The organism is Hyphomicrobium denitrificans ATCC 51888, assembly GCF_000143145.1.
GTDB lineage: Bacteria > Pseudomonadota > Alphaproteobacteria > Rhizobiales > Hyphomicrobiaceae > Hyphomicrobium_B > Hyphomicrobium_B denitrificans.
In genome coordinates, this window is the sequence record NC_014313.1 from 1,285,709 (window position 1) to 1,307,142 (window position 21,434).

Here is a 21,434-nt window from a genome sequence, read left to right on the forward strand (position 1 = left end):
GCCCGATATTGAGGGGTTTCGCGATGTCCTCGCAGAATTCGTTCCAGCGGCCGGCCGGGGGAAGGCCTGCTGCAAATCCTGCCGATCAGGACCGTCTGCGCCAGCCTTCCTGGGTCAATCCTCAAGCTCAATCCGGTTATCCACAGCAACAGGGCAGCGCGTGGCCGCCGCAACAGCCGCCGTCGTCGTCACACGATGCCTATGGTCAGCATCCGGGCTTCGGCCAGCCGCAAGCGCCGCAGCAGCCGGCCGACTACGGCCAGTGGGGCGCGTTGCAGCCAGGCTATCAGAGCGGACAGAGCCATCAACCAAGCCCCGCCGCAGCTGATCCGTATGCGCCGCAATTCGAACCTTATGTCGCCCCCGGCAGCACGCCTTATGGGCAGAGCGGTTACGATCAGCAGCCAAGCGCGCCGCAATGGCCGGGCCGGGCAGGGGCTTCCGATCCCCGCGGTTTCGACGCCGGTGGGTACGGCAACGCCGGGTATGCGCCGTCGCAAGGCGGCCATGGGGCAGGCTTTGCCGATCCCTATAGCCAGGACCATGAGCTGAGTGCCGCCGACTGGGCGGGCCAGCCGAGCGAATTCGATCACGATCCGTATGCGCAGCAGGGCCGCGGCAACAACCTCGGCTTTGCGACGGCCGAAGGCGGCGAACTCGATCAGGCCTACGGCGAAGATGACGGCGAGTACGAGGACGAGCCCGCGCCGCGCAGCCGGCGGCCGATGGTGATCATGATGGCGCTGGCGGGAGCAATCCTCATCGGCGGAGGCATGGCGTACGGCTACAAAAAGCTCGGTTCGTCCGGGCCGCAGGGCGAACCGCCGATCATCAAGAGCGAAGATTTTCCATCCAAGACAAAGCCGGCGGATGCAGGGGGAAAAACCTTCCCCTACTCGGATACCAAGATCATGGGCAGGCTCGGCGACGGAACTTCGTCCGAGCAGGCCGACGCGGCGCCGGATCAGTCGCCGCCGCCGGGCGATACCGCGCAGTCAGCGTCTGCTGATGAGTCTGCCGCCGGTGGCCCGCGCAAGGTTTCGACGCTGGTCGTCGGCCGTGACGGATCGATCCAATCGCCGCCGCCCGAGGAACCTGTGCAGCATGCGGCGTCCGTGCCGGGCACGGCGCTGGTCGACGTTTTCGGCCAGAACGGGCACGGCGCGCCGGATCATATCCGCGATGAACCGCAATCCAGGCCGGCGACGCCGGTCAGCGGCGACGACACGCCGGCTCCGATGAAAAAGGTTGCTGTGACGCCGGTCAAAATCAACGGCGCCTCGGCTTCCAAGTCGGCGACCGGCAGCATCGACGGTTCGGGAACACCAGCGCCGCCTAAAAAGCTGAAGAAAGTCGCCAAGGCCGAAACGGCCACCACTTCGGATGCCTATTCCGAATCGGCTGCACCGGTGACGTCGTCCGGCGGAGGCACGGGATTTGTCGCGGTGCTCGCATCCGTGCCGCATTCGGCGTCGAGCCGTATCGACGCCTTGAAGCGCTTCGCCGACATGCAGCAGAAGTATTCGACGGCGCTGGCCGGCAAGACGCCTGACATCGCGACGGCCAATCTCGGCGCCAAGGGCAACTTCGATCGTCTTGTCGTCGGGCCGCCCGGTTCGCGGCAGGAAGCCAGCAACGTTTGCGCGCAACTGAAAGCGCAAGGCTATTCGAGCTGCTGGGTCACGTCATACTGACGCCGCCCAGTATTGAGATATCTGATAGCGTTAATCACCGGATCGGCCGAGAGAAATCTCGCGGGCTTTGGCTGATCCGCGCGTGCATTCCGCGGCGAGGCGCGCGGGCCATAGTCGGTGCTGCAACCTTTGTCAGGTATGAGCGTACCCCGGCGTAAGGGCTTGGCCCTGTCTGAATCAGTGTAATGTCGGCCGGCAGGTCCCGGACAGGGCGCCGCATCGGGACCAAATCCAGACGCAGATGATTGAATCGATAGGACAAGCCGAGACGGGCGCTGAGGCCGCTGGTTCGCAAGACTGGGAGAGCCCAGGCTTGGACAGCATGCCGGCCGCTGGTGAGGCATTCCTCGTCGAAATCGAGGGCTTCGAAGGGCCGCTCGATCTTCTGCTGGCGCTTGCGCGAACGCAGAAGGTCGATCTCGCCAAAATTTCCATTCTGGCGCTGGTCGAGCAGTATCTCGCGTTCATCGCTGAAGCGCAGCAGTTGAAGCTCGAGATCGCAGCCGACTATCTCGTCATGGCGGCCTGGCTTGCGTTTCTGAAATCGCGGCTGCTGCTGCCCAAGGACAAGGAAGATCCCGATACAACGTCGGCTGAGGAGATGGCGCAACGCCTGTCGTTCCGGCTGATGCGGCTCAACGCGATGCGCGATCAGGCGGCGACGCTGCTGACCCGGCATCGGCTGGAGCGCGACGTGTTCGCGCGCGGGCGGCCGGAGCGCATCCAGGTCACGCGCGACACGACCTATACCGCAACGATCTACGATCTTTTGAAGGCTTACTCCGAGCAGCGAAAGCGGACGATCAAGGTCGTTCACGTCGTCAAGGCACGGCGCGTCTGGTCGATCAAGGAAGCACGGTTCAGGCTTGAACGCCTCGTTGGCGCGACCGCCGGGGACTGGGCGCAGCTCGACATGTTCCTGGACCAGTTTCTCCCGCGCAACGAGGAGGAGCGCACGGCGCTGGCAAGCTCCTTCGGCGCGACGCTCGAAATGGCGCGGGAAGGGTTAATCGAGCTTCGGCAGGACGAGCCGTTCGCCCCGATTTATATGCGCAAACGTGAAGCAGGGGCGGAGTGGGAAAAGATCGGCTAGCGCTGCCGGAAACGCCGTTATAAGGGGGCTAGAAAATCTATGGTTCCGCCGAGACTGAGTGTCGTGTCGGACAATAGCCGCGGGATTGATGTGATGTCGGCAAACGATGATGCCGATAATGCGCATGAGCGAACCGTCCCTGACGCGCTGAGCGATCCGGAGGCCGCCGTCGATCGTCTTTCGAAGACTGCCCGGCGTCAGAAGCTTCGCCGTCTGGAAGCGCTGCTCTTTGCGTCCACAGAACCGGTCGACGCAAAATCTCTGATGCGCTGTCTCGATGCTGGCGACGACGTCAACGCGCTGCTCAAGGAACTGCAGGACGACTACAAGGATCGCGGCGTAGCGCTGGTCCGTGTCGCCGGGCGCTGGCAGTTTCGGACGGCGGACGATCTGTCCTATCTGCTCGAGCGGCAGCAAAAGGAAGAGCGCAAGCTGTCGAAGGCAGCGCTCGAGACGTTGGCGATCATCGCTTATCACCAGCCGGTGACGCGCGCCGAGATCGAGGAAATCCGTGGGGTTTCGACGTCGCCCGGCACGCTCGACGTGTTGATGGAGACGGCATGGATTCGCCCGCGGGGCCGCCGTCGTGCGCCCGGGCGTCCGCTGACCTATGGCACCACGGAAACGTTCCTCGTGCATTTCGGGCTCGATACGATCAAGGATCTGCCTGGCCTCGCCGATCTCAAGGCCGCCGGTCTGCTGGATGCCAATCTGCCGCCGAACTTCACGATGCCGGCGCCGACCGATGTCGCGGCGCTGATGCCGGATGAATTGCCCCTCTCCGACGATGGAGACGAGAACTCCGAGGAAGAGCAGGCGTTGCTGCCTCTCGACGAGGAAACCGGCGAAGACGGGGACGGCAGCCGCGCCGAGCCGACGGACAGCGAGACCACCTAGGCGGCACGATATGGCTCAGGCTGCGCGTTAAAAAGATGTAATCTTGTAAACGTAGGCGGAGCTTTCCAAAGTAAAGGCCATCGCAAGGCTTTGGGCTCATTGACCAGAGTTCAGGCTCCTTCTGGCACTGTCTGCGATAAAGTGCTTAACTGCGAGCGGCAACCGCCGAGAGGTTACAATGGGTTTTAGTGCACAACACCTGCTTCTGTTCCTGATCATTGCTCTGCTGCTTTTCGGGCGCGGCAAGATTTCGGAACTCATGGGCGACGTCGCGAAGGGCATCAAGAGCTTCAAGAAAGGCATGGCGGAGGACGAGGATCCTTCCCGGCCGGTGCCGCGCACGATCGAGAATGAAGCGTCCAATCCGGATCGCACGAAGGTCAGCTAAAAGAGCTCACGGCTGATGCCGGCAAGGTCATCCCATGTTTGACATCAGCTGGAGCGAGCTTCTGATCCTCGGCGTCGTGACGCTGGTTTTCGTCGGCCCGAAAGAGCTGCCGACATTGATGCGCACGCTCGGCAAGTACGCAGGCGTCATTCGCCGCCATGCGAACGAGTTCAAATCGCAGTTCGACGCCGCGATGCGCGAAGCCGATCTCGAAGCGATGCGCGATGAAGTCCAGAAAATGCAGACCTCGATCAATAACGAGGTGATGCGGGCGACGGAGCACGTCGACGATGCGAGCAAGCTCGCGCGCGTCGAGCCGCCATCGACGGCCAACACGATAGCGTCCGAAACGTCATCATCCGATACATCGGCGACGCTGGCGCCGCCGATGCCGGCTCCACCGCGCGGGGAGACCTGAGCGATGCTGGAACGGTTGCCGCCGTCGACGCCGCCCGGTGATGAGCCGCCGCGCGACGGACAGAATGAAATCGATGCCAGCAAGGCGCCGCTGCTCGATCATCTGATCGAACTCAGGCAACGGTTGATCTGGGCGCTGGCGGCGTTCGTCGTGATGTTCTTCGGCTGCTTCGCGGTCGCCGGCCACATCTACAACGTGCTTGTCTGGCCGTACATGTGGGCGTCGGGCGATGATCACGTAAAGCTCATCGCGACGCACTTCCTCGAACAGATCATGACGCAAGTGAAGCTCGCCATGTTCGGCGCGGCATTCCTCGCGTTTCCCGTCATCGCGACGCAGATCTACAAGTTCGTGGCGCCAGGGCTTTACCGCAACGAGCGCCGGGCATTTTTGCCGTACCTGATCGCGACGCCAGTCCTGTTCGTCATCGGCGCGATGGTCGTCTATTTCATCGCGATGCCGGTGCTGATCCGTTTTTCTATCGGATTGACGCAGCACAGCGGGGCGGGTGTTCCGACTATCGAACTGATGCCCAAGGTTTCGGAATATCTGTCGTTGATCATGACGCTGATCTTCGGCTTCGGCATCGTGTTCCAGCTGCCTGTCATTCTGACGCTGCTGGCGCGGACCGGATTCATCACCTCGGCGACGCTAAAAAACGGACGGCGCTATGCGATCGTCGCCATCTTCGCGGCGGCGGCGCTGCTGACACCGCCCGATGCGCTCAGCATGGTGATCATGGCGCTGCCGACGGTTGCACTGTACGAGCTTTCAATCCTGGCGGTGCGCTTCGTCGAGAAGAAGCATGCCGATCCCGGCGATCCGCCGGAGTGATAATCATCGCTCCGGCGCTGCGGCTGGACCGCTTCGCCGGCATCGTATACGACGGCCTTTGACACAGACATCGTGACGAGGCCCGACCGTGTTCGACATCAAATGGATCAGAGACAACGCCGACGCCTTCGACGCGAGCTTGCAGCGCCGCGGGCTGGCGCCGCAGGCGGCGGCGTTGGTGGCGCTCGATGACAAGCGCCGCGCGACGCTGACGGCGTTGCAGGATGCGCAGTCGCGGCGGAATGCAGCTTCGAAAGAGATCGGCAAGGCCAAGGGTGCGAAGGACGAGGCGACCGCGGCGCGGTTGATGGCCGAGGTCGCGGACCTTAAGGACACGATCGCCAGAGGTGAGGACGACGAGCGCAAGCTCGACGCGGAGATCAAAGCGGCTCTCGAGGTCATTCCGAATCTGCCGCGTGCGGACGTTCCGGACGGCGCTGACGAAACAGGCAACGTCGAGGTGCGCAGGGTCGGGACGCCCGCGCGGCTCGATTTCACGCCGAAGCAGCATTTCGAGATCGGCGAAGCGCTGGGACTGATGGACTTCGAAGCGGCGCAGAAGATTTCCGGCGCGCGGTTCGTGGTTCTGAAGGGCGCGCTCGCTCGCCTCGAACGCGCGCTCGCGAGTTTCATGCTCGATCTGCACACGAGCGAATTCGGCTACACGGAAGTCAATCCGCCGATCCTGGTCAGGCGCGAAGCGATGTTTGGAACAGCGCAGCTACCAAAGTTTGAGATTGATCAATTTTGGGCTCTTTCAGGAATACAATTTTTTGATATGGGCGAAATAGAGAAACGCTCAGCCAGCAAGACCGATCCACAAATCGCATTTCAGATTGCAAGAGAAGCAGCTCTCGAAGCAGCGAAGGGATTAATTCCGACTGCCGAGGTGCCTTTGACGAACCTCGTTCGCGAACAGATCATCGACGAAGCGCAGTTGCCGATGCGTGTGACGGCGTGGACGCCATGCTTCCGTTCTGAAGCGGGTGCTGCGGGCAAGGACACGCGCGGCATGATCCGCCAGCATCAGTTTTCGAAGGTCGAACTCGTCTCGATCACCACGCCTGACGCATCGCTCGATGAACACGAGCGCATGACGTCTTGCGCGGAGGAAGTTCTGAAGCGTCTCGGGCTTCCGTTCCGCACGATCGTGCTCTGCACCGGCGACATGGGATTTGCCTCGCAGAAAACCTACGACATCGAGGTCTGGCTTCCGGGACAGAATGCCTATCGCGAAATTTCGTCATGCTCCGTGTGCGGTGATTTCCAGGCGCGGCGCATGGATGCACGCTTCCGTCCGAAAGACGGCGGCAAGCCGGTCTATGTGCATACGCTGAACGGATCGGGTCTGGCCGTCGGACGCACGCTGATCGCCGTGCTCGAGAATTATCAACAGGCGGACGGCAGCGTCATAATTCCCGATGCGCTGAGGCCGTACATGGGTGGCCTGACAAAGATAACCGCAGCGAAGACCTGATGAGCGAACTTGCAACCTTCGACGTCGTCGTGATCGCTCTGGATTTCGAAGACGAGGAGGTGCGCGGCAAGCGTGGCTATCTCATCGGCGAGGTGACGCCTACGGGGCTGGCTGTTTTCGTCTATGATCTGGAACGCGTCTGGTGCCTGCATCCGAACGACGTGCGAAAAACAGGCGAGCGAGACATCGAAGCGGAGAGCTATCGCGGACCCGTGATCCGCGTGAACAGTCGAGGCGAGATCGTCGGTTAGCATGCGCATTTTGATCACCAACGATGACGGCATCCACGCCAAGGGGCTCGAAATCCTGAAGGCGATCGCGCTCGGCATTTCGCCGGATGTGTGGACGATCGCGCCAGAGACGAACCAGTCTGGAACCGCGCATTCGATGACGCTGCATACGCCTCTGCGTTTGCGCACCATCGACGAGCGCACGCATGCCGTCACCGGCACGCCGACCGATTGCGTGATCATGGCGGTTCGCCACATCCTCAAGGATCAGCCGCCCGAGCTTATTCTTTCCGGCGTCAATCACGGTTCGAACCTCGCCGAGGATGTGACGTATTCGGGAACGGTCGCCGCTGCGATGGAAGGCGCGCTGCTCGGCATTCATTCGATTGCGCTGTCGCAGATGATGGGGTTCGAGGACGGCGAGCGTCGTGCCATCTGGGATACGTCGCTCGCGCACGCACCGCAGGTCATCAAGAAGCTGCTTGCGCAAACGTGGAATCCGCACGTGCTGATGAACGTCAACTTTCCGGACACGGCGCCGGAAAATGTCACGGGCATTGCCGTGACCTCGCAAGGCGTTCGCGATCAGGCGCTGCTGAATATCGACAGCCGCTCCGATCCGTGGGGGACGCCGTATTTTTGGTTCGGGTTTGAGCGGCGCTTGTCGACGCTGGTGCCGGGAACCGATCTTGCTGCGATCGCCGAAAACAAAATTTCGATCACGCCGTTGAGTGTCGATCTGACCGACCGTAACGCCGCCGAGGTTCTCGCCGCGCGACTCGGCTAGCGCGCTGCTCGATACAACTCGCATCCGAAAAGTCGCCGGAAAGCCGAAATCTATTCGCGAATAAAGCGCAATTCTCACCTAATGGAATAACCATAGGGCGTCGTTTCATGCGGCGCTTTTCGCTGATCGACTTCCACTATTCATTCCATGCCGAACGTGCGAGGGGCTCGCAAATCGGCATGAACGCATCGCTACTTCTGGATTTGGGGCAAATCTGGCTGGAAGCGTTTACCGCTCGTTAACCTGTTAAAGGTTAATGGATGGTGCGAGTAGAGGTGCGTACCATGATGAATTGTTTTGGCGTTAGCCACGGCGGGCGTTTCAGCCTCAAGTCCGCAGCGGCCGTATCGACCGTCATTGCCGGTCTCGCAATCGGGGGCTGCAGCGCAGACGTGACGCGCTTCGACAGTGCGTCCTTCAATCTTAACGATCCTCCTGACGCTCGTCCCATCCCATCGCAGTCGATCAGAACGAGTTCGCTCAGTGACAGCACCGCTGTCGGGCAGCCTCCACGTGGGCCTTATGGCGCTGGCGCGTCGTCGGTTCAGGTTGCGGCGTTGCCTGATGCTGGTCCGAGCTATCAGCCCGCTCCGTCCTATTCGCCGCCGGCGTACAATCCGCCTCCGGCTTACTCGGCTCCGGCGAAATCGTACGAGCCGAAGCCGTTCGGGCGAGCGCGTTCTGACTCCGCGCCGAGCGCGCGACCCGCGATGCAGGCGGCGCTCAACGGCAATGAAATCATCGTGCAGCCGGGGGATACGCTCTATTCGATCTCGCGCGCGCATCATGTTTCGCTCGCCGAGCTGATGTCGGCCAACTCGCTGAGCAATCCGAATGTCCATCCGGGGCAGAAGCTCATTCTGCCGAGTTCTAGCGGAGCGCGTTCGTCGCGTAGCAGCGTTGCCGCTGCGAAGGCGGTTGAATCGGCGCGTCCCGCACCGGCTCCGCTGGCTGAGCCGCCGCACGACGTCGCCGCCAACTATAATTCGACGTACACGGTGAAGGCGGGCGAGTCGCTTTACGGCATCGCACGCGCGCACAATGTGAAGTTCGCGGAACTGCAGCAGGTCAACGGTATCGCCGACCCGCGTCGCGTGAAGCCGGGTGTCGTGCTGAAGGTGCCAGGCCGATCAGGCGCTGACATGCCTGCGTCACAGCCGGCTCCTGCCGCTCCCGCAAGCGTCGCCGACAATGCTCCGGCGGCGATCGTTCCGCCGCTGGCCGCGACCGAGAAGGGGTCGGATATTCCTGCCTACGGGCAGTCGCTTTCGACGCGACCGACGATCATCAATAGCGAACGTCGCGTCGCGGCATTGACGGATACTGGCAAGGCCACCGATGCGGCTCCCGCAGCACCCGCCGCTCCGGCGCCTTCGGTTGCTTTGTCCGAACCTCCGGCCAGTGCGCCGCCTGTCGCTGAGGCTGCTCCGGCGAAGGCCGAGCAGAAGGTTGCGCTGGCGGCTCCGGCTGCAGCATCGGCCGTTGCCGACAGCGTCAAGCTGCGTTGGCCGACGACGGGCCGCGTCATCGCTGGATTCGGTGGACGTCCCGACGGCACGCACAACGACGGCATCAATCTCGCCGTGCCGCTCGGCACAGAAGTTCATGCTGCCGAGTCGGGCGTCGTCGCGTACTCCGGCAATGAACTCAAAGGCTACGGCAATCTCGTGTTGCTTCGTCACGACAACGGCTGGGTGACGGCCTACGCCCACAACGACGAGCTGCTCGTGAAGCGCGGCGACAAGGTGAAACGCGGTCAGGTCATTTCCAAAGCGGGCAAGACAGGGTCCGTCGATCAGCCGCAGGTGCATTTCGAACTACGTCAAGGATCGAGGCCGGTGGACCCGACACCCTATCTCGAGAAACTCTGACGTTACGACCTAGCGTGGGGACTAAGCGCTGGCACTGAGGGAAACGAGGAGGCCGGATCATCTGATCCGGCTTCTTTTTTGTTTGCGCTCGGCGACTCCGCTTCGCGGAGCCGGCCGCCGAGCGCATTAGATGGGGCACCGGCCGCCAAGTGCGTCGGAGCCGTAAAATCAGATTTTGTCGGTGGGGGTTTGGAGGCGACCGGCGAGGTCCTGGACGTATTGCCAGGCAACGCGGCCGGAGCGTGCGCCGCGCGTCGTCGACCATTCGAGCGCGTCGCGCTCGAGTTCCTTGTCGTCGATCTTCAGTTTGAAATGCGTGACGTAGGTGCGGACCATCGTCAGATAGTCATCCTGGCTGGCGTTATGAAAACCGAGCCACAGACCGAAGCGGTCCGACAGTGAAACCTTTTCCTCCGTCGCCTCGCCGGGATTGATCGCCGTCGCGCGCTCGTTGTCGATCATGTCGCGAGGCATCAGATGCCGGCGGTTCGATGTGGCGTAGAAAAGCACATTCTTCGGCCGCCCCTCGATGCCGCCCTCGAGAACGGCCTTCAAGGATTTGTAACTCGTATCGTCGTGGTCGAACGAAAGGTCGTCGCAGAAGACGATGAAGCGATAGGGCGCAGCCTTGAGAAACGACAGGCACTGCGGCAGCGAGTCGATGTCTTCGCGCTGAATCTCGATCAGTTTGAGTTTGCCATAGCGGCCCAACGCGTCGGCATGCGCGGCTTTGACGAGGCTCGATTTGCCCATGCCGCGCGCGCCCCAGAGCAGCGCGTTGTTGGCGGATAGTCCGGCGGCGAACCGGCGGGTGTTGTCGAGCAGAATGCCAGCCGTGTGATCGATACCCTTGAGAAGGGCGAGCGGCACGCGGTTGACCTCAGGAACCGGCTCGAAGCGGCCGGGCTCGGCGTGCCAGACAAACGCGTCGGCCGCTTCGAAATCGGGAGTTTCTGCGGCTGGCGGCCCGAGACGTTCCAACGCGACGGCGATCCGTTCCAGCAGTGGCCTTATTGCGTCAGTGTCGCTCATCTAAAATCCAGCAGCTATCTATTGGAAACAGCTTGTTTAATCGCTACATCCGCAGATGCCAACGCCAAACAATGGCGCCGCTCTGTGGTTGCAAATAGGATAGCGAACACTATAGTCCGCCCCGAATTTGATTGAGCGCTCCCCTGAGCCCGACGGGCCCGGGGCAGGGGTGTTTATTCCAATCTCATCCAGAGGAATCTACCAGCAGATGTTTACGACACCCGCGTACGCTCAAGCCGCTGCAAGCCCCATGGAGCCCTTCGGTGGTCTTCTGATCCCGATGATCCTGATGCTTGGCATCTTTTATTTTTTCCTGATCCGTCCGCAGTCGCAACGCGCCAAGGAACTGCGTGCGCGCGTGAATGCCGTACGCCGGGGCGACACGGTCATCACGTCGGGTGGAATGGTCGGCAAGGTGCTGAAAGTCTCCGAATCGAGCGACGAAATCGAGGTTGAACTCGCTGAAAACCTCCGGGTGCGAGTCGTGAAGGGTACGCTGCTCGAGGTGCGCTCCAAGGGCGAACCTGTCAAAGACGCAACGTGATTTAAGCACCGATCGCGTGCGACTATAGCGTGCGGTCTTCGCACCAAGCTGCCTTGCCCGCACTTTTGAAGATTCGAGATCCTTGCCATGCTGCACTTCACTCGCTGGAAAATTATAGCCACTCTGCTGACCTGTCTTGCCGGTCTGCTCGTGGCGCTGCCGAATTTCTTCCCGAAGGAAACCGTGCAGTCATGGCCGTCCTTCATGCCGAAACAGCAGTTGACGCTCGGTCTCGACCTACAGGGCGGCGCGCATCTTCTGCTCGCCATGGACCAGGACGAAATCAAAAAGGACTGGATCAACAACCTGCGCGATGAAGCCCGTAAGGAGCTTCGTGACGCGAAGATCGGCTTTACGGGTATCGGCACTCAGGGCTTGACGCAGCTCGTCGTCAAACTTGCGAAGCCGGAGGAACAAGCCGCCGCGCTCAAGGCTCTCAACAAGGTCAGGCAGCCGATCGGCAATGCCCTACTCGGAGCGGGTGCTTACGACGTTGAGGTGTCTTCGGGAACAGAACCGGGAACGATCGTCATCAAGGAAAGCGATCAGGGCCTTCGGCAGCGTGTCGCGAATGCCGCCTCGGCATCGATCGAAACGATCAACCGGCGCGTCAACAATCTCGGAACCTCGGAATCGACGATCGTGCGCCAAGGCGCCGACCGCATTCTCATTCAGTTTCCGGGTTTGAAAGACACCACCGATCTCAAGAAGCTCATCGGCGAAACGGCGAAGCTCACCTTCCATGAGGTACACCCGTCCATGTCCGGCGATGAAGCCAAAATGACGAAGGTGCCGACGGGCTTCAAGATCTATCCGGGCGACAAGGGAGAGAGCAGCGGCGAGTATCTGCTGCGCGAGCAGCCCGTCGTGCAGGGCGCCGACCTCGCCGATGCGCAGCCAGGCTTCGACAGCCGCAACGGCGAGCCGGTCATCAACTTCCGCTTCAACCAGATCGGCGCGCGCAAGTTCGCCAACTTCACCAAAGATCATGTTGGTCGTCCGTTCGCGATCGTTCTCGACGACAAGGTGCTGTCCGCTCCTGTCATTCGCGAGCCCATCCTTGGCGGTTCGGGCCAGATCTCGGGGAGCTTCACGGTCGAAGGTACGAACACGCTCGCCGTTCAGTTGCGCTCGGGTTCGCTGCCGACAAAACTCACGATCGTCGAGGAACGGACAGTCGGTCCATCGTTGGGTGCAGACTCGATCTCGGCCGGTAAGCTCGCCGGCGTCGTCGGCGGCATCGCGGTCGTTATTCTAACGATCCTCTACTACGGCACGTTCGGCATTTTTGCCTGCGTCGGTCTACTCGTTCACTTGATTCTGACAGTGGCGTTGATGACGATGATCGGAGCGGTGCTGACGCTACCGGGTATTGCCGGTCTGGTGCTCGGCGTCGCCATGGCCGTCGATGCCAACGTTCTCATCTACGAGCGTATTCGCGAAGAATTGCGGCTCGGCAAAATGCCGGTTTCTGCGATCGATGCCGGGTTCCAGCGCGCATACGTGACTATTCTCGACAGTCAGCTGACGACGCTGGCTTGCGCCATCATCATGTTCTGGCTCGGCTCGGGCCCGATCCGCGGTTTCGCCGTGACGCTGACGATCGGCATCTTGACCTCGATTTTCGCATCCGTGACCGTCGTCCGTCTGCTGATCTCGTACTGGCTCAGGGCCCAGCCCAAGGGCCGTGCGATCTACGTTCCCGTCTAGGAGACCTGCGCAGTGCTTATGAGATTGATACCGGTCTTCAAGGGATTCGACTTCTTCCCCCATGACCTGAACTTGCCGTTCATGAAGGTCAAAGGGCCGGCGCTGGTCCTCTCCATCATCGCGATGGTCGTGTCGATCGGGCTGATCGGCATCAAGGGCCTGAACTATGGCGTCGACTTCAAAGGCGGTTCGCTGATCGAACTCAAGACGAAGAGTGGCAACGCCGACATCAGCGCTTTGCGCGAGAAGCTGAATAGCATCGGCGTCGGCAGCGTCCAGATTCAGGAATTCGGCAGCCCCGACGACGTGCTCGTTCGTCTTGAGGAGCAGCCCGGCGGAGAAGCGGAGCAGCAGGCGGCCTTGAAGAAGGTCGTCGATGCCACGTCGGAGACCTATGTCGAGCGCCGTGTCGAGGTCGTTGGCCCAGCGGTGTCGAGCGAACTGCGCATGACGAGTTTCATTGCCGTCGCGGCCGGTATTCTGGCGATCGTCGCCTACGTTTGGTTCCGGTTTGAGTGGCAATTCGCACTGGGTGCGGTGCTGGCGCTATCGCACGACGTCATCGTGACGGTGGGTATTTTTGCGCTGTTTCAGTTCGAGTTCGACCTGTCGACGGTGGCGGCACTGCTTACCATTCTCGGCTATTCCGTGAACGACACCGTCGTTGTGTCAGACCGCATCCGCGAGAACCTGCGCAAGTTCAAAAAGATGGAACTGAACCAGCTTTTGAACCTGTCGATCAACGAGACGCTGTCTCGCACCATCCTGACCGGCATGACGGCACTTGCTGTGCTTATTTCGCTCTATGTCTTCGGCGGCGAGGTGATCAGGAACTTCAATCTCGCGATGCTGCTGGGCGTCGTGATCGGCACCTATTCGTCGATTTTCATCGCGGCGCCGCTACTCGGCTACCTCGGCGTCAAGCGGGACTGGAGCGACTTGGCGGCGAAGGCCGTTGCTACGTCAAAAACAAAAGCCAAGGCCTGAAGACCGCGACGGGAGCGGTGGTGCTCCGATGGAAACAGGTCCCCGATATCCGTATGAGATCGCCGTTACCGCCTATGGTAACGGCGGCTTTCGTTTTGCGGACATGAGCCATCGCGGTTCGATTTTGTGCCTGCCGAACGGCATTTTTGCCTGGAACGCGACGGCGGCGGCCGAATTTCGTGTCGCCGACTTCGACTTCGCTCTGAGTTCGCTGGAGCCGCCGATTACGCTGCTGCTTGGTACTGGCGTGGATCAGGTGTGGCCGGCGGCGGAAATCTACGAGGCGTTCGCGAAAGCCAATATCGGGCTCGAACCGATGTCGACGGGCGCCGCCGCTCGGACCTACAACATTCTGGTCGCGGAAAAGCGGCGGATCGCGGCGGCGTTGCTGGCGGTGCCCTAAATCTGAGGTTCAAGAGCTGCCTGTGCGCGAACCCCAAGAAGCGACCGCCAACGCCAACGCCGATGCCGTCCGTGCGAGCGCGCGCCTCAACGCACCGGATCGCTATTACGCGGCGCTGTTTGCTCCGGTAAGCGTCCGGGATGATCTGATTGCGTTGGCGGCGTTCGACGGCGAGATCGCGCGCATCGGTCAGATCGTCAGCGATGCGGCGCTCGGCGAAATCCGCGTGGCGTGGTGGCGCGATGCGCTGCTCGGCAGCGGCGATACCTCCAATCTCTCCGGCAATCCCATTCTCGATCAGTTCGCCGACGTCATGCGGCGCCGCGAGCTTTCGCGCCCGGCGCTCGACGCCTATCTCGAAGCGCATATGGCGGCGCTTTTTGCCGATCCGCCTGCTGACGATGCGGCATTGGAAAAAAGCTTTCGCGTCATTGATGGAACGCCCCTCGCGTTCGCGCTGCAGATCCTGCATGGGCCGGCCGATGACGCAGGCCCTTTGATCAACGCGGCCAGTCGTGCCAGCGGACTGACGCGCGTTGCTCGCACGTTGCCGAATGCCCTTGCGGCTGGGCGGACACCGCTGCCGGAGGCGCGCATTCCAGTCCCGCCGGACACCGATTGGCGGCCGCAAATCGCATGGCTGGCCCGCGAAGCGCGGTCATCCCTGGCGTTAGTTCAGAGCGATCTCAAGGGCAAAACTCGTGCCTTTACGACGGCGCTTTTGCCCCTTGCCCTCATCGAGCCCTATTTTCGCGCTTTGCAGAAGCCTGGATACGATCCGAGCCGTGACATCATGGATATCGCACCGCTCGCTCGTTTGTGGCGCATTGCACGCGCGCATTGGACCGGAACGCTCTGACGCGTTCGACTGACGACCAAGCGAAGGGGGCAGATGATTTCTCGCCGGCAAACAACACCGCGCCGCGTCGCGGTCACGTCGCTTTTGTTTCTCGCCGTCGTAAGCTTTGCAGCGGTTGCGGCTCCCCGGTGCGCGGAGGCGGCGGCCACGATTGCCTGGCGCGTCGAAAACCCGTTTCGCTTCTTCACCGATCCGCGTGACACGGAAGTCCACCGGCAGGTTTATCGCTCGCTCGGCCCGGATCAGCGCTCGACGCCTGTGCTCTCCGGAGAGCGGGCGCTGCAAAGCACCGATGCCGACGGCTGGGCATCGTCGATGTACCGCAAGACGTGCTGGAACAATAATCGCTTCAAGTGCGACGCCTACGAAGACTACATCAATCCGACGAGCCATGCGGTCATCTTTCGCGTCGAAGGCATTGAAGACGCGAAGATGTTGTCGTGCACATGGTTGACCGCTCCGCGCGGATCGGAAACGCCACGCGGGGACGCGCTTACGCAGTCTTGCAGCGAACCGGCGCGCTTCGTCATTCCTTATCCGAAAGGCGCGGTCGTCACGCTCGAGATCGGCGGGCTCGAGGTTGCGAAAGCCGATGTCCGCGTGCGCGATATTCTGGTCGCGGGGATGGGCGATAGTTTTGCGTCCGGCGAAGGCAATCCCGATCTTGCCGTCAGGTTCTCACGCGAGCGCGCGGCCGATTATTCGACCGTCGGCTTCTATAGCGGCTTGACCGGTTATCCGGCCCGGGTCGGCCCCTGGCGCGATCTCGGCGACAAGCAATTCATCAAGGCGAACGCGCGCTGGCTCGATCAGGCGTGCCATCGCTCGCTCTATTCCGAGCAATTGCGAACCGCGTTGCAGTTGTCTCTCGAAGACCCGCATCGTGCGGTGACGTTCGTCGGCGTGTCGTGCGCGGGCGCGGAAGTCACCGACGGCTTGTTCCTGCGCTACAAAGGCAACGAGTGGGTGCCGGACCCGCCGAGATATTCGCAGATTTCCGCGCTTGCGGAAGCTCAGTGCGGCGCGAATGCGACGCAACAGGCCGACGTGCCGGAAGCCTACCACATCAACGGGCAGGTACCGGAACTCAAGGATCTCATCCTGCGCAAGTGTCCGCAGGAAACGGCGCGCAAGATCGATCTTGCACTGGTGTCGATCGGCGGCAACGACATCGGCTTCTCACGTTTGCTGGCGAACGCGGTGCTGTCCAATCAATCGATCCTGCGCGAGCTTGGCGGCTGGCTCGGCGAGGTGCACGGCGAGGCCGAAGCGTCGGCGCAGCTCAAACATCTCGGCGCGCGTTATAAAGCTCTCAATCGCGCGCTGCACAACATTCTCTATCTTCCTTGGGATCAAAGCGATCGCATTCTGCTCGTCGCTTATCCGGGCATGGCGCTCGCGGGCGACGGCAGCGAGACCTGCGGAAGCGGCAACGCGGGCATGGAATCCGTTCCGGATTTTCAGCTTGATGCGGTGAAGCTGAGACTGGGAACGTGGTTCGCGGATAAGCTGCATCGTCAGATGCGTGACAGCGCTTACGAGTACGGCTGGACGTTCGTCGAGACGCACCGGCGTGCGTTCATTGGCCGTGGCATTTGCGCGGGATTGAGCGTCGCGGGCGTCAGTCAGGTTGACGATCTGCGTCTGCCGCGCAAGGTCGATGGCGCGTGGACGCCCTATAACCCCGCCGACTATCTTCCGTATGCGTCGCGGCAACGCTGGTTCCGGACGCCGAACGACGCGTTCATGACGGCGAACTTTCATGTCGCCGCCGGCATGCTGACAAAAGTTTTGAAGATCGAGCCATTCGCGCCGTTCCAGTTGCTGCTTGCGACGACGTATTCCGGCGCGTTCCATCCGACCGCGGAAGGTCAGGCGGCGATTGCCGATGCGGTCGTCGAGAAGGCGCGCGCGGTGCTCGCGAAGTACGGCGAAGGGCCGGACGCCGATGCGTCTTATCTTTCATCGATCAAGCCCGACGAGGCGCTGCCGGCCGCGGTCGATGAGCCGGGGCGCGAAATTCCGGACGTCAAGGCAGTGATCACGACGCCCGCAGCGGGTGCTCCGGCATTTGACGTCGAACCGGAATCCAAAGGGGTGAAAGCTGTCGTTTCGGGGCCTGACGATGTGCAGGTCGGCGTCATGCCTCAGACGGCGCAGCCGCAGCCGGGCGTGCCGCCGCCTGTGACTGGACCGGGTACGACCGGGCCTTTGCCGGCGGCCGGAGCGGCAGGCGGTGCGGATGCGAACGTCGTTGGCAGCGAGCCTCTTGCGCCGCCGGTGGGTGTCGCCGCGCCGAGCAACGCGACGCAGCCCGAAACGGGATTGGGCGAGGCGAAAGAATTGCTCGCGCCTCCGAAGATCGACGTGCCGTTGCCGGTTGCGGGATCGGAAGCTCCGGCATCGAACGCGAACGCTCCGGCAACCGATGCGGCAGCCGCGCCCGCACCGGCAGCGAACGGTGATGCGTCGACGGGTGCCTTGCCCGAAACGGCCATCCGGCCTTTTGCGCCCGCCAGCGGATCGTCGAACTAGACGGACTGATCGGCGCTTTGCGCGGCGGTTTCATCGAGCCAGCGCGTGAGGTCGGCGATCGCGCGGCGTGACATCGCGCGCTTTTTCTCGCGACCACGTTCCGGGCCTTTGAGGCGCGCGCCGTTCTGATCGTGTGTCGGCGCCTGTGCGAGATCGGGCAGTAACCCGTAATTGATATTCATCGGCTGGAACGAGCGCGCCGACGAGCGCTCATCATCGTCGCTGACGAGATGCCCGCCGGTGATGTGATCGAGCAGCGCACCGAGAGCCGTTGTTGCCGGTGGGGCATCCGTTTCACGTCCTAGCGCCTGCGCAGCGGCGAAGCGACCGGCAAGCAAACCCATCGCGGCGCTTTCGACATAGCCTTCGACGCCGGTGATCTGGCCTGCGAAACGCAAACGCGAGTTTGCCTTCAGGCGCAGCGAGCGATCGAGCAGCTTGGGCGAATTGAGATAGGTGTTGCGATGCAGGCCGCCGAGACGTGCGAACTCGGCGTTCTGCAATCCGGGGATCGTGCGGAACACGCGCACTTGCTCGGCGTGTTTCAGCTTCGTCTGGAAGCCGACCATGTTCCAAAGCGTTGCGAGCGCATTGTCCTGACGAAGCTGCACGACCGCGTAGGGCCAGCGGCCGGTGCGCGGATCGTCGAGACCTACGGGCTTCATCGGCCCGTAGCGCAGTGTGTCGCGACCGCGCTCGGCCATCACTTCGACCGGCAGGCAGCCGTCGAAGTAGGGCGTCGAGGCTTCCCAGTCCTTGAAGGACGTTTTTTCGCCCGCGAGCAGCGCATCGATGAAGGCTTCGTACTCGGGCTTTGTCATCGGGCAATTGAGATAGTCCGCGCCGGTGCCTCCGGGGCCCGCCTTGTCGTAGCGCGATTGGAACCACGCGATCGACGTGTCGATGCTGTCGCGATGAATGACCGGCGCGATGGCGTCGAAAAAGGCAAGCGAGTCTTCGCCCGTCAGTTTTGCGATCGCCGTGCTGAGCGCGGGTGAGGTCAACGGACCTGTCGCGATGATGACGCTCGCCCAATCGTCCGGAGGCAATCCGTCGATTTCGCCGCGCACGATCGTCACGAGCGGGTTTTCGGAAAGGCGTGCGGTGACCTCTGCGGAGAAGGCGTCGCGATCGACGGCGAGAGCGCCGCCAGCCGGCAGTTTGTGCTTGTCGCCCGCAGCCAGGATCAGCGAATCCGCGCGGCGCATCTCCTCGTGCAGCAGACCGACGGCATTGTTCTCCCAATCGTCTGAACGGAACGAGTTCGAGCAGACAAGCTCCGCGAAGCCATCCGTCTTGTGCGCGTCGGTTCCGCGTTCGGGCCGCATCTCGTGCAGCACGACAGGAATGCCCGCGCGCGCGATCTGGTGCGCGGCTTCCGATCCGGCGAGGCCGGCGCCGACGACGTGGATGGCAGCGGGTTTGATCATATGCACAGGACTTCCACAGCTTGCGAATCGCTCCGCTGCGTGGCGGTTTGAGGCGAATCGTTCGAATGTTAAGCGAGATCGGAAAGGGGCGGCCAAGCGCGCCCCTACCGGTACTTAAGCGGGGCGGCATGGGCTTGCAACGGGTTCTCTGTATGGTGTCGCTCGCAGCAGCGCTCGGCGCCTGCACGCACGAGCGAAACGGGCCGGTCAGCGATCATTACGCGGATTTCCAGGTCGACGCGCCGAACAAGAATACGGTGTCGGTCTGCCACGCCTATACCTGCAAGATGCGGACGAAGTTCAGATTTACCGACGCCGACATCGACGAACTCCGGGCAATCTTCAAGAAGGTCAAAAAGGGTGACACGGCCGCCGAGGAGCGTCGCGCCGTTGCGTATGCGGTCGGCTGGATGGAAACGCGGGTCGGCAAGGTGATCGGCACGGACAAGGATCGTCCGGGCATGGACTTCGAAGCCTCCGGAGACCCGACGCAAATGGACTGCGTCGATGAGTCGACCAACACGACCAGCTACATGCTCGTCATGCAGAACAATGGTCTGCTGAAGTATCACACCGTCGGAACGCCGTTCTCGAAGGACCAGCTCTGGAAGGGCGTCGCGGGCTGGACGCATTGGACGGCGGTGTTGAAGGAAACGTCGAACAGCCAGCGCTGGGCCGTCGACAGCTGGATCTATGCCAACGGCGAGAACCCGGCCGTCGTCGAGGTCGACAAATGGTACATCAAGGACCTCGACAGTCTGCCGGTTGCCGCGAAGTAAAACCGGACGAACTCAAGCGCCCGCAACGAAATCGTAGACCAGTTTGGCGTTGAGGGCGATGATCAGCACCGCGATCAGCATGGCGATCGCCGTCAGCCAGCGCGGAGAGACGAGCGCTCCCATTTTCGTCCGGCTCGCCGTGAACTGAACCAGCGGAACGATTGCGAACGGCAGCTGCAGGCTGAGGACGACCTGAGACAGGATCAGGAGCTTGCCGGTTTCAGCTTCGCCGTAAAGCAACGTCACGCCTGCTGCCGGAACCAACGCCACCATGCGCGTCACGAGGCGGCGCACCCACGGCGCCATCCGGATTTGCAGGAAGCCTTCCATCACGGCTTGACCCGCCAGCGTCGCCGTTACCGTTGAATTCAATCCGCAGCAGAGAAGCGCGACGCCGAAGAGCGTCGGCGCGATGGCCGAGCCGAGCAGCGGATGCAGCAGCGATTGCGCCTGTCCGAGTTCGGCAACGTCGGTCTGGCCGGTCTTGTAGAATGTCGCGGCCGCGAGAATGAGGATCGAGGCGTTGATGATGAGTGCGAGCGAGAGCGCGATCGTGGAATCCCACGTCGCGAACTTCAGGGCCTCGCGCTTTTCTTCCGTCGTATCGCCATAGGCGCGCGTCTGCACGATGGCCGAGTGCAGGTAGAGATTGTGCGGCATGACCGTCGCGCCGAGAATGCCGAGCGCGAGGTAAAGCATGTCCGGATTGCGGATGATGTCGGTCGTCGGCGCGAAGCCGCGGATGACGGCGCCCCATTCCGGGTCGGCGAGCGCGATCTGAACGGCGAAGCAGATCGTGATGACGCCGAGCATGGTCACGATGAAGGCTTCGAGATAGCGGAAGCCGAGACGCTGCAACAGCAGCACGACGAACACGTCGAGTGCGGTGATCAGCACGCCGATTTCCAGAGGCATTCCGAAGAGCAGGTTGAGACCGATTGCGGTGCCGATGACTTCGGCGACATCGGTCGCGATGATCGCGGTCTCTGCGAACAGCCAAAGCGGAAATGATGTCCAGCGCGGATAGCCGTCACGGCACGCCTGAGCGAGGTCGCGGCCTGAACCGATCGCAAGGCGCGCGCAAAGCGCCTGCAGGATGATGGCCATGATGTTGGACAGCAGCGCAACGAACAGCAGCGTGTATCCGAATTTCGATCCGCCCGCGATCGATGTCGCCCAGTTGCCCGGGTCCATGTACCCGACGGCGACCATGTATCCGGGGCCGAGAAAAGCAGCGAAACGGCGCCAGGGCGTTCCTTTGCGGGCTACGGCGACCGTGCCGTGGACGTCCGCGAGCGAGCGGTCGGCAAGCTCTCTGCGCCAGTCGGCGTTCCACGATGCCGGCGTTTTTAGCGCCGCCGCAGCTTCAGATTTCACGTCCATCGTGGAGGAGGTCCATTTCGCAAATGACAATCATTTGCAACTGAGATAGCCGAAACCTCCGTCTTCCGTCAAGCGGACGCGGC

General features: G+C 62.0%; 20 protein-coding genes. 17 read left to right on the plus strand and 3 right to left on the minus strand.

Annotation, left to right across the window (positions count from 1 at the left end):
* Positions 1-23 precede the first annotated feature (23 nt).
* From HDEN_RS06205 to HDEN_RS06250, 10 genes are all read left to right on the plus strand, one after another.
* Entirely contained in the window at positions 24-1,694 is a 1,671-nt protein-coding gene (locus tag HDEN_RS06205) for an SPOR domain-containing protein (protein WP_013215286.1), read from the plus strand.
* Between the two features lie 241 nt (positions 1,695-1,935).
* Positions 1,936-2,787, plus strand: a complete 852-nt coding sequence (locus tag HDEN_RS06210; RefSeq protein ID WP_013215287.1) for a segregation and condensation protein A — start codon at positions 1,936-1,938, stop codon at positions 2,785-2,787.
* Positions 2,788-2,826: 39 nt separating this feature from the next.
* Entirely contained in the window at positions 2,827-3,684 is an 858-nt protein-coding gene (scpB, locus tag HDEN_RS06215) for an SMC-Scp complex subunit ScpB (protein ID WP_013215288.1), read from the plus strand.
* A gap of 178 nt (positions 3,685-3,862) precedes the next feature.
* Positions 3,863-4,072, plus strand: a complete 210-nt coding sequence (locus HDEN_RS06220; protein WP_013215289.1) for a twin-arginine translocase TatA/TatE family subunit — start codon at positions 3,863-3,865, stop codon at positions 4,070-4,072.
* 34 nt (positions 4,073-4,106) lie between these two features.
* Positions 4,107-4,490: a Sec-independent protein translocase protein TatB gene (gene tatB / locus HDEN_RS06225; protein WP_013215290.1), complete on the plus strand. Its 384-nt coding sequence runs from the start codon at positions 4,107-4,109 to the stop codon at positions 4,488-4,490.
* Between the two features lie 3 nt (positions 4,491-4,493).
* On the plus strand, positions 4,494-5,324 hold the full coding sequence (tatC, locus tag HDEN_RS06230) for a twin-arginine translocase subunit TatC (protein ID WP_013215291.1): 831 nt from the start codon (positions 4,494-4,496) through the stop codon (positions 5,322-5,324).
* 88 nt (positions 5,325-5,412) lie between these two features.
* Positions 5,413-6,801, plus strand: a complete 1,389-nt coding sequence (gene serS, locus HDEN_RS06235; protein ID WP_013215292.1) for a serine--tRNA ligase — start codon at positions 5,413-5,415, stop codon at positions 6,799-6,801.
* Complete coding sequence (locus tag HDEN_RS06240; protein ID WP_013215293.1) at positions 6,801-7,052, plus strand: hypothetical protein; 252 nt, start codon at positions 6,801-6,803, stop codon at positions 7,050-7,052. The genes serS and HDEN_RS06240 overlap by 1 nt, the downstream gene beginning before the upstream one ends.
* 1 nt (position 7,053) lies before the next feature.
* On the plus strand, positions 7,054-7,818 hold the full coding sequence (gene surE / locus HDEN_RS06245; RefSeq protein WP_013215294.1) for a 5'/3'-nucleotidase SurE: 765 nt from the start codon (positions 7,054-7,056) through the stop codon (positions 7,816-7,818).
* A gap of 284 nt (positions 7,819-8,102) precedes the next feature.
* Entirely contained in the window at positions 8,103-9,689 is a 1,587-nt protein-coding gene (locus HDEN_RS06250) for a LysM peptidoglycan-binding domain-containing M23 family metallopeptidase (RefSeq protein ID WP_013215296.1), read from the plus strand.
* A 168-nt stretch (positions 9,690-9,857) separates the two neighbouring features.
* Here HDEN_RS06250 and HDEN_RS06255 read toward each other — a convergent pair whose 3' ends face one another.
* Positions 9,858-10,721, minus strand: a complete 864-nt coding sequence (locus tag HDEN_RS06255; RefSeq protein WP_013215297.1) for an ATP-binding protein — start codon at positions 10,719-10,721, stop codon at positions 9,858-9,860.
* Positions 10,722-10,929: 208 nt separating this feature from the next.
* Between HDEN_RS06255 and yajC the strand changes: the two genes are divergently transcribed.
* From yajC to HDEN_RS06285, 6 genes are all read left to right on the plus strand, one after another.
* Positions 10,930-11,265, plus strand: coding sequence for a preprotein translocase subunit YajC (gene yajC / locus HDEN_RS06260; protein ID WP_013215298.1), 336 nt, complete (start codon positions 10,930-10,932; stop codon positions 11,263-11,265).
* An 87-nt stretch (positions 11,266-11,352) separates the two neighbouring features.
* Positions 11,353-12,975 carry a protein translocase subunit SecD gene (secD, locus tag HDEN_RS06265; RefSeq protein WP_013215299.1) on the plus strand — a complete coding sequence of 541 codons (1,623 nt, stop codon included), beginning with the start codon at positions 11,353-11,355 and terminating at the stop codon, positions 12,973-12,975.
* 12 nt (positions 12,976-12,987) lie between these two features.
* Positions 12,988-13,962, plus strand: a complete 975-nt coding sequence (gene secF, locus HDEN_RS06270) for a protein translocase subunit SecF (protein WP_013215300.1) — start codon at positions 12,988-12,990, stop codon at positions 13,960-13,962.
* Positions 13,963-13,990: 28 nt separating this feature from the next.
* Entirely contained in the window at positions 13,991-14,365 is a 375-nt protein-coding gene (locus HDEN_RS06275) for an Mth938-like domain-containing protein (protein ID WP_013215301.1), read from the plus strand.
* A 22-nt stretch (positions 14,366-14,387) separates the two neighbouring features.
* Positions 14,388-15,224 (plus strand): squalene/phytoene synthase family protein, encoded by an 837-nt coding sequence (locus HDEN_RS06280; protein ID WP_013215302.1) that lies wholly within the window; start codon positions 14,388-14,390, stop codon positions 15,222-15,224.
* A 33-nt stretch (positions 15,225-15,257) separates the two neighbouring features.
* The gene (locus tag HDEN_RS06285; RefSeq protein ID WP_013215303.1) at positions 15,258-17,759 is read left to right on the plus strand and encodes an SGNH/GDSL hydrolase family protein; all 2,502 of its coding nucleotides are present in this window, start codon (positions 15,258-15,260) and stop codon (positions 17,757-17,759) included.
* Here the strand turns inward: HDEN_RS06285 and trmFO are convergent.
* Complete coding sequence (gene trmFO / locus HDEN_RS06290) at positions 17,756-19,189, minus strand: methylenetetrahydrofolate--tRNA-(uracil(54)-C(5))-methyltransferase (FADH(2)-oxidizing) TrmFO (RefSeq protein WP_013215304.1); 1,434 nt, start codon at positions 19,187-19,189, stop codon at positions 17,756-17,758. The two genes, HDEN_RS06285 and trmFO, sit on opposite strands and share 4 nt — an antisense overlap.
* A gap of 152 nt (positions 19,190-19,341) precedes the next feature.
* Between trmFO and HDEN_RS06295 the strand changes: the two genes are divergently transcribed.
* Positions 19,342-19,968: a hypothetical protein gene (locus HDEN_RS06295; protein WP_245256744.1), complete on the plus strand. Its 627-nt coding sequence runs from the start codon at positions 19,342-19,344 to the stop codon at positions 19,966-19,968.
* A 12-nt stretch (positions 19,969-19,980) separates the two neighbouring features.
* Here the strand turns inward: HDEN_RS06295 and HDEN_RS06300 are convergent, their stop codons facing one another.
* Positions 19,981-21,351 carry an Nramp family divalent metal transporter gene (locus HDEN_RS06300; RefSeq protein ID WP_013215306.1) on the minus strand — a complete coding sequence of 457 codons (1,371 nt, stop codon included), beginning with the start codon at positions 21,349-21,351 and terminating at the stop codon, positions 19,981-19,983.
* Between the last annotated feature and the right edge of the window lie 83 nt (positions 21,352-21,434).

Bases quoted from the DNA above. Each gene is read 5' to 3' on its own strand.
- HDEN_RS06255 (WP_013215297.1), bottom strand. From the start codon at position 10,721: ATGAGCGACACTGACGCAATAAGGCCACTGCTGGAACGGATCGCCGTC.
- scpB (WP_013215288.1), top strand. From the start codon at position 2,827: ATGGTTCCGCCGAGACTGAGTGTCGTGTCGGACAATAGCCGCGGGATT.
- yajC (WP_013215298.1), top strand. From the start codon at position 10,930: ATGTTTACGACACCCGCGTACGCTCAAGCCGCTGCAAGCCCCATGGAG.
- HDEN_RS06205 (WP_013215286.1), top strand. From the start codon at position 24: ATGTCCTCGCAGAATTCGTTCCAGCGGCCGGCCGGGGGAAGGCCTGCT.
- HDEN_RS06300 (WP_013215306.1), bottom strand. From the start codon at position 21,351: ATGGACGTGAAATCTGAAGCTGCGGCGGCGCTAAAAACGCCGGCATCG.
- tatB (WP_013215290.1), top strand. From the start codon at position 4,107: ATGTTTGACATCAGCTGGAGCGAGCTTCTGATCCTCGGCGTCGTGACG.
- HDEN_RS06250 (WP_013215296.1), top strand. From the start codon at position 8,103: ATGATGAATTGTTTTGGCGTTAGCCACGGCGGGCGTTTCAGCCTCAAG.
- secD (WP_013215299.1), top strand. From the start codon at position 11,353: ATGCTGCACTTCACTCGCTGGAAAATTATAGCCACTCTGCTGACCTGT.
- HDEN_RS06220 (WP_013215289.1), top strand. From the start codon at position 3,863: ATGGGTTTTAGTGCACAACACCTGCTTCTGTTCCTGATCATTGCTCTG.
- HDEN_RS06295 (WP_245256744.1), top strand. From the start codon at position 19,342: ATGGTGTCGCTCGCAGCAGCGCTCGGCGCCTGCACGCACGAGCGAAAC.
- HDEN_RS06275 (WP_013215301.1), top strand. From the start codon at position 13,991: ATGGAAACAGGTCCCCGATATCCGTATGAGATCGCCGTTACCGCCTAT.
- HDEN_RS06240 (WP_013215293.1), top strand. From the start codon at position 6,801: ATGAGCGAACTTGCAACCTTCGACGTCGTCGTGATCGCTCTGGATTTC.
- HDEN_RS06285 (WP_013215303.1), top strand. From the start codon at position 15,258: ATGATTTCTCGCCGGCAAACAACACCGCGCCGCGTCGCGGTCACGTCG.
- HDEN_RS06210 (WP_013215287.1), top strand. From the start codon at position 1,936: ATGATTGAATCGATAGGACAAGCCGAGACGGGCGCTGAGGCCGCTGGT.
- trmFO (WP_013215304.1), bottom strand. From the start codon at position 19,189: ATGATCAAACCCGCTGCCATCCACGTCGTCGGCGCCGGCCTCGCCGGA.
- tatC (WP_013215291.1), top strand. From the start codon at position 4,494: ATGCTGGAACGGTTGCCGCCGTCGACGCCGCCCGGTGATGAGCCGCCG.
- surE (WP_013215294.1), top strand. From the start codon at position 7,054: ATGCGCATTTTGATCACCAACGATGACGGCATCCACGCCAAGGGGCTC.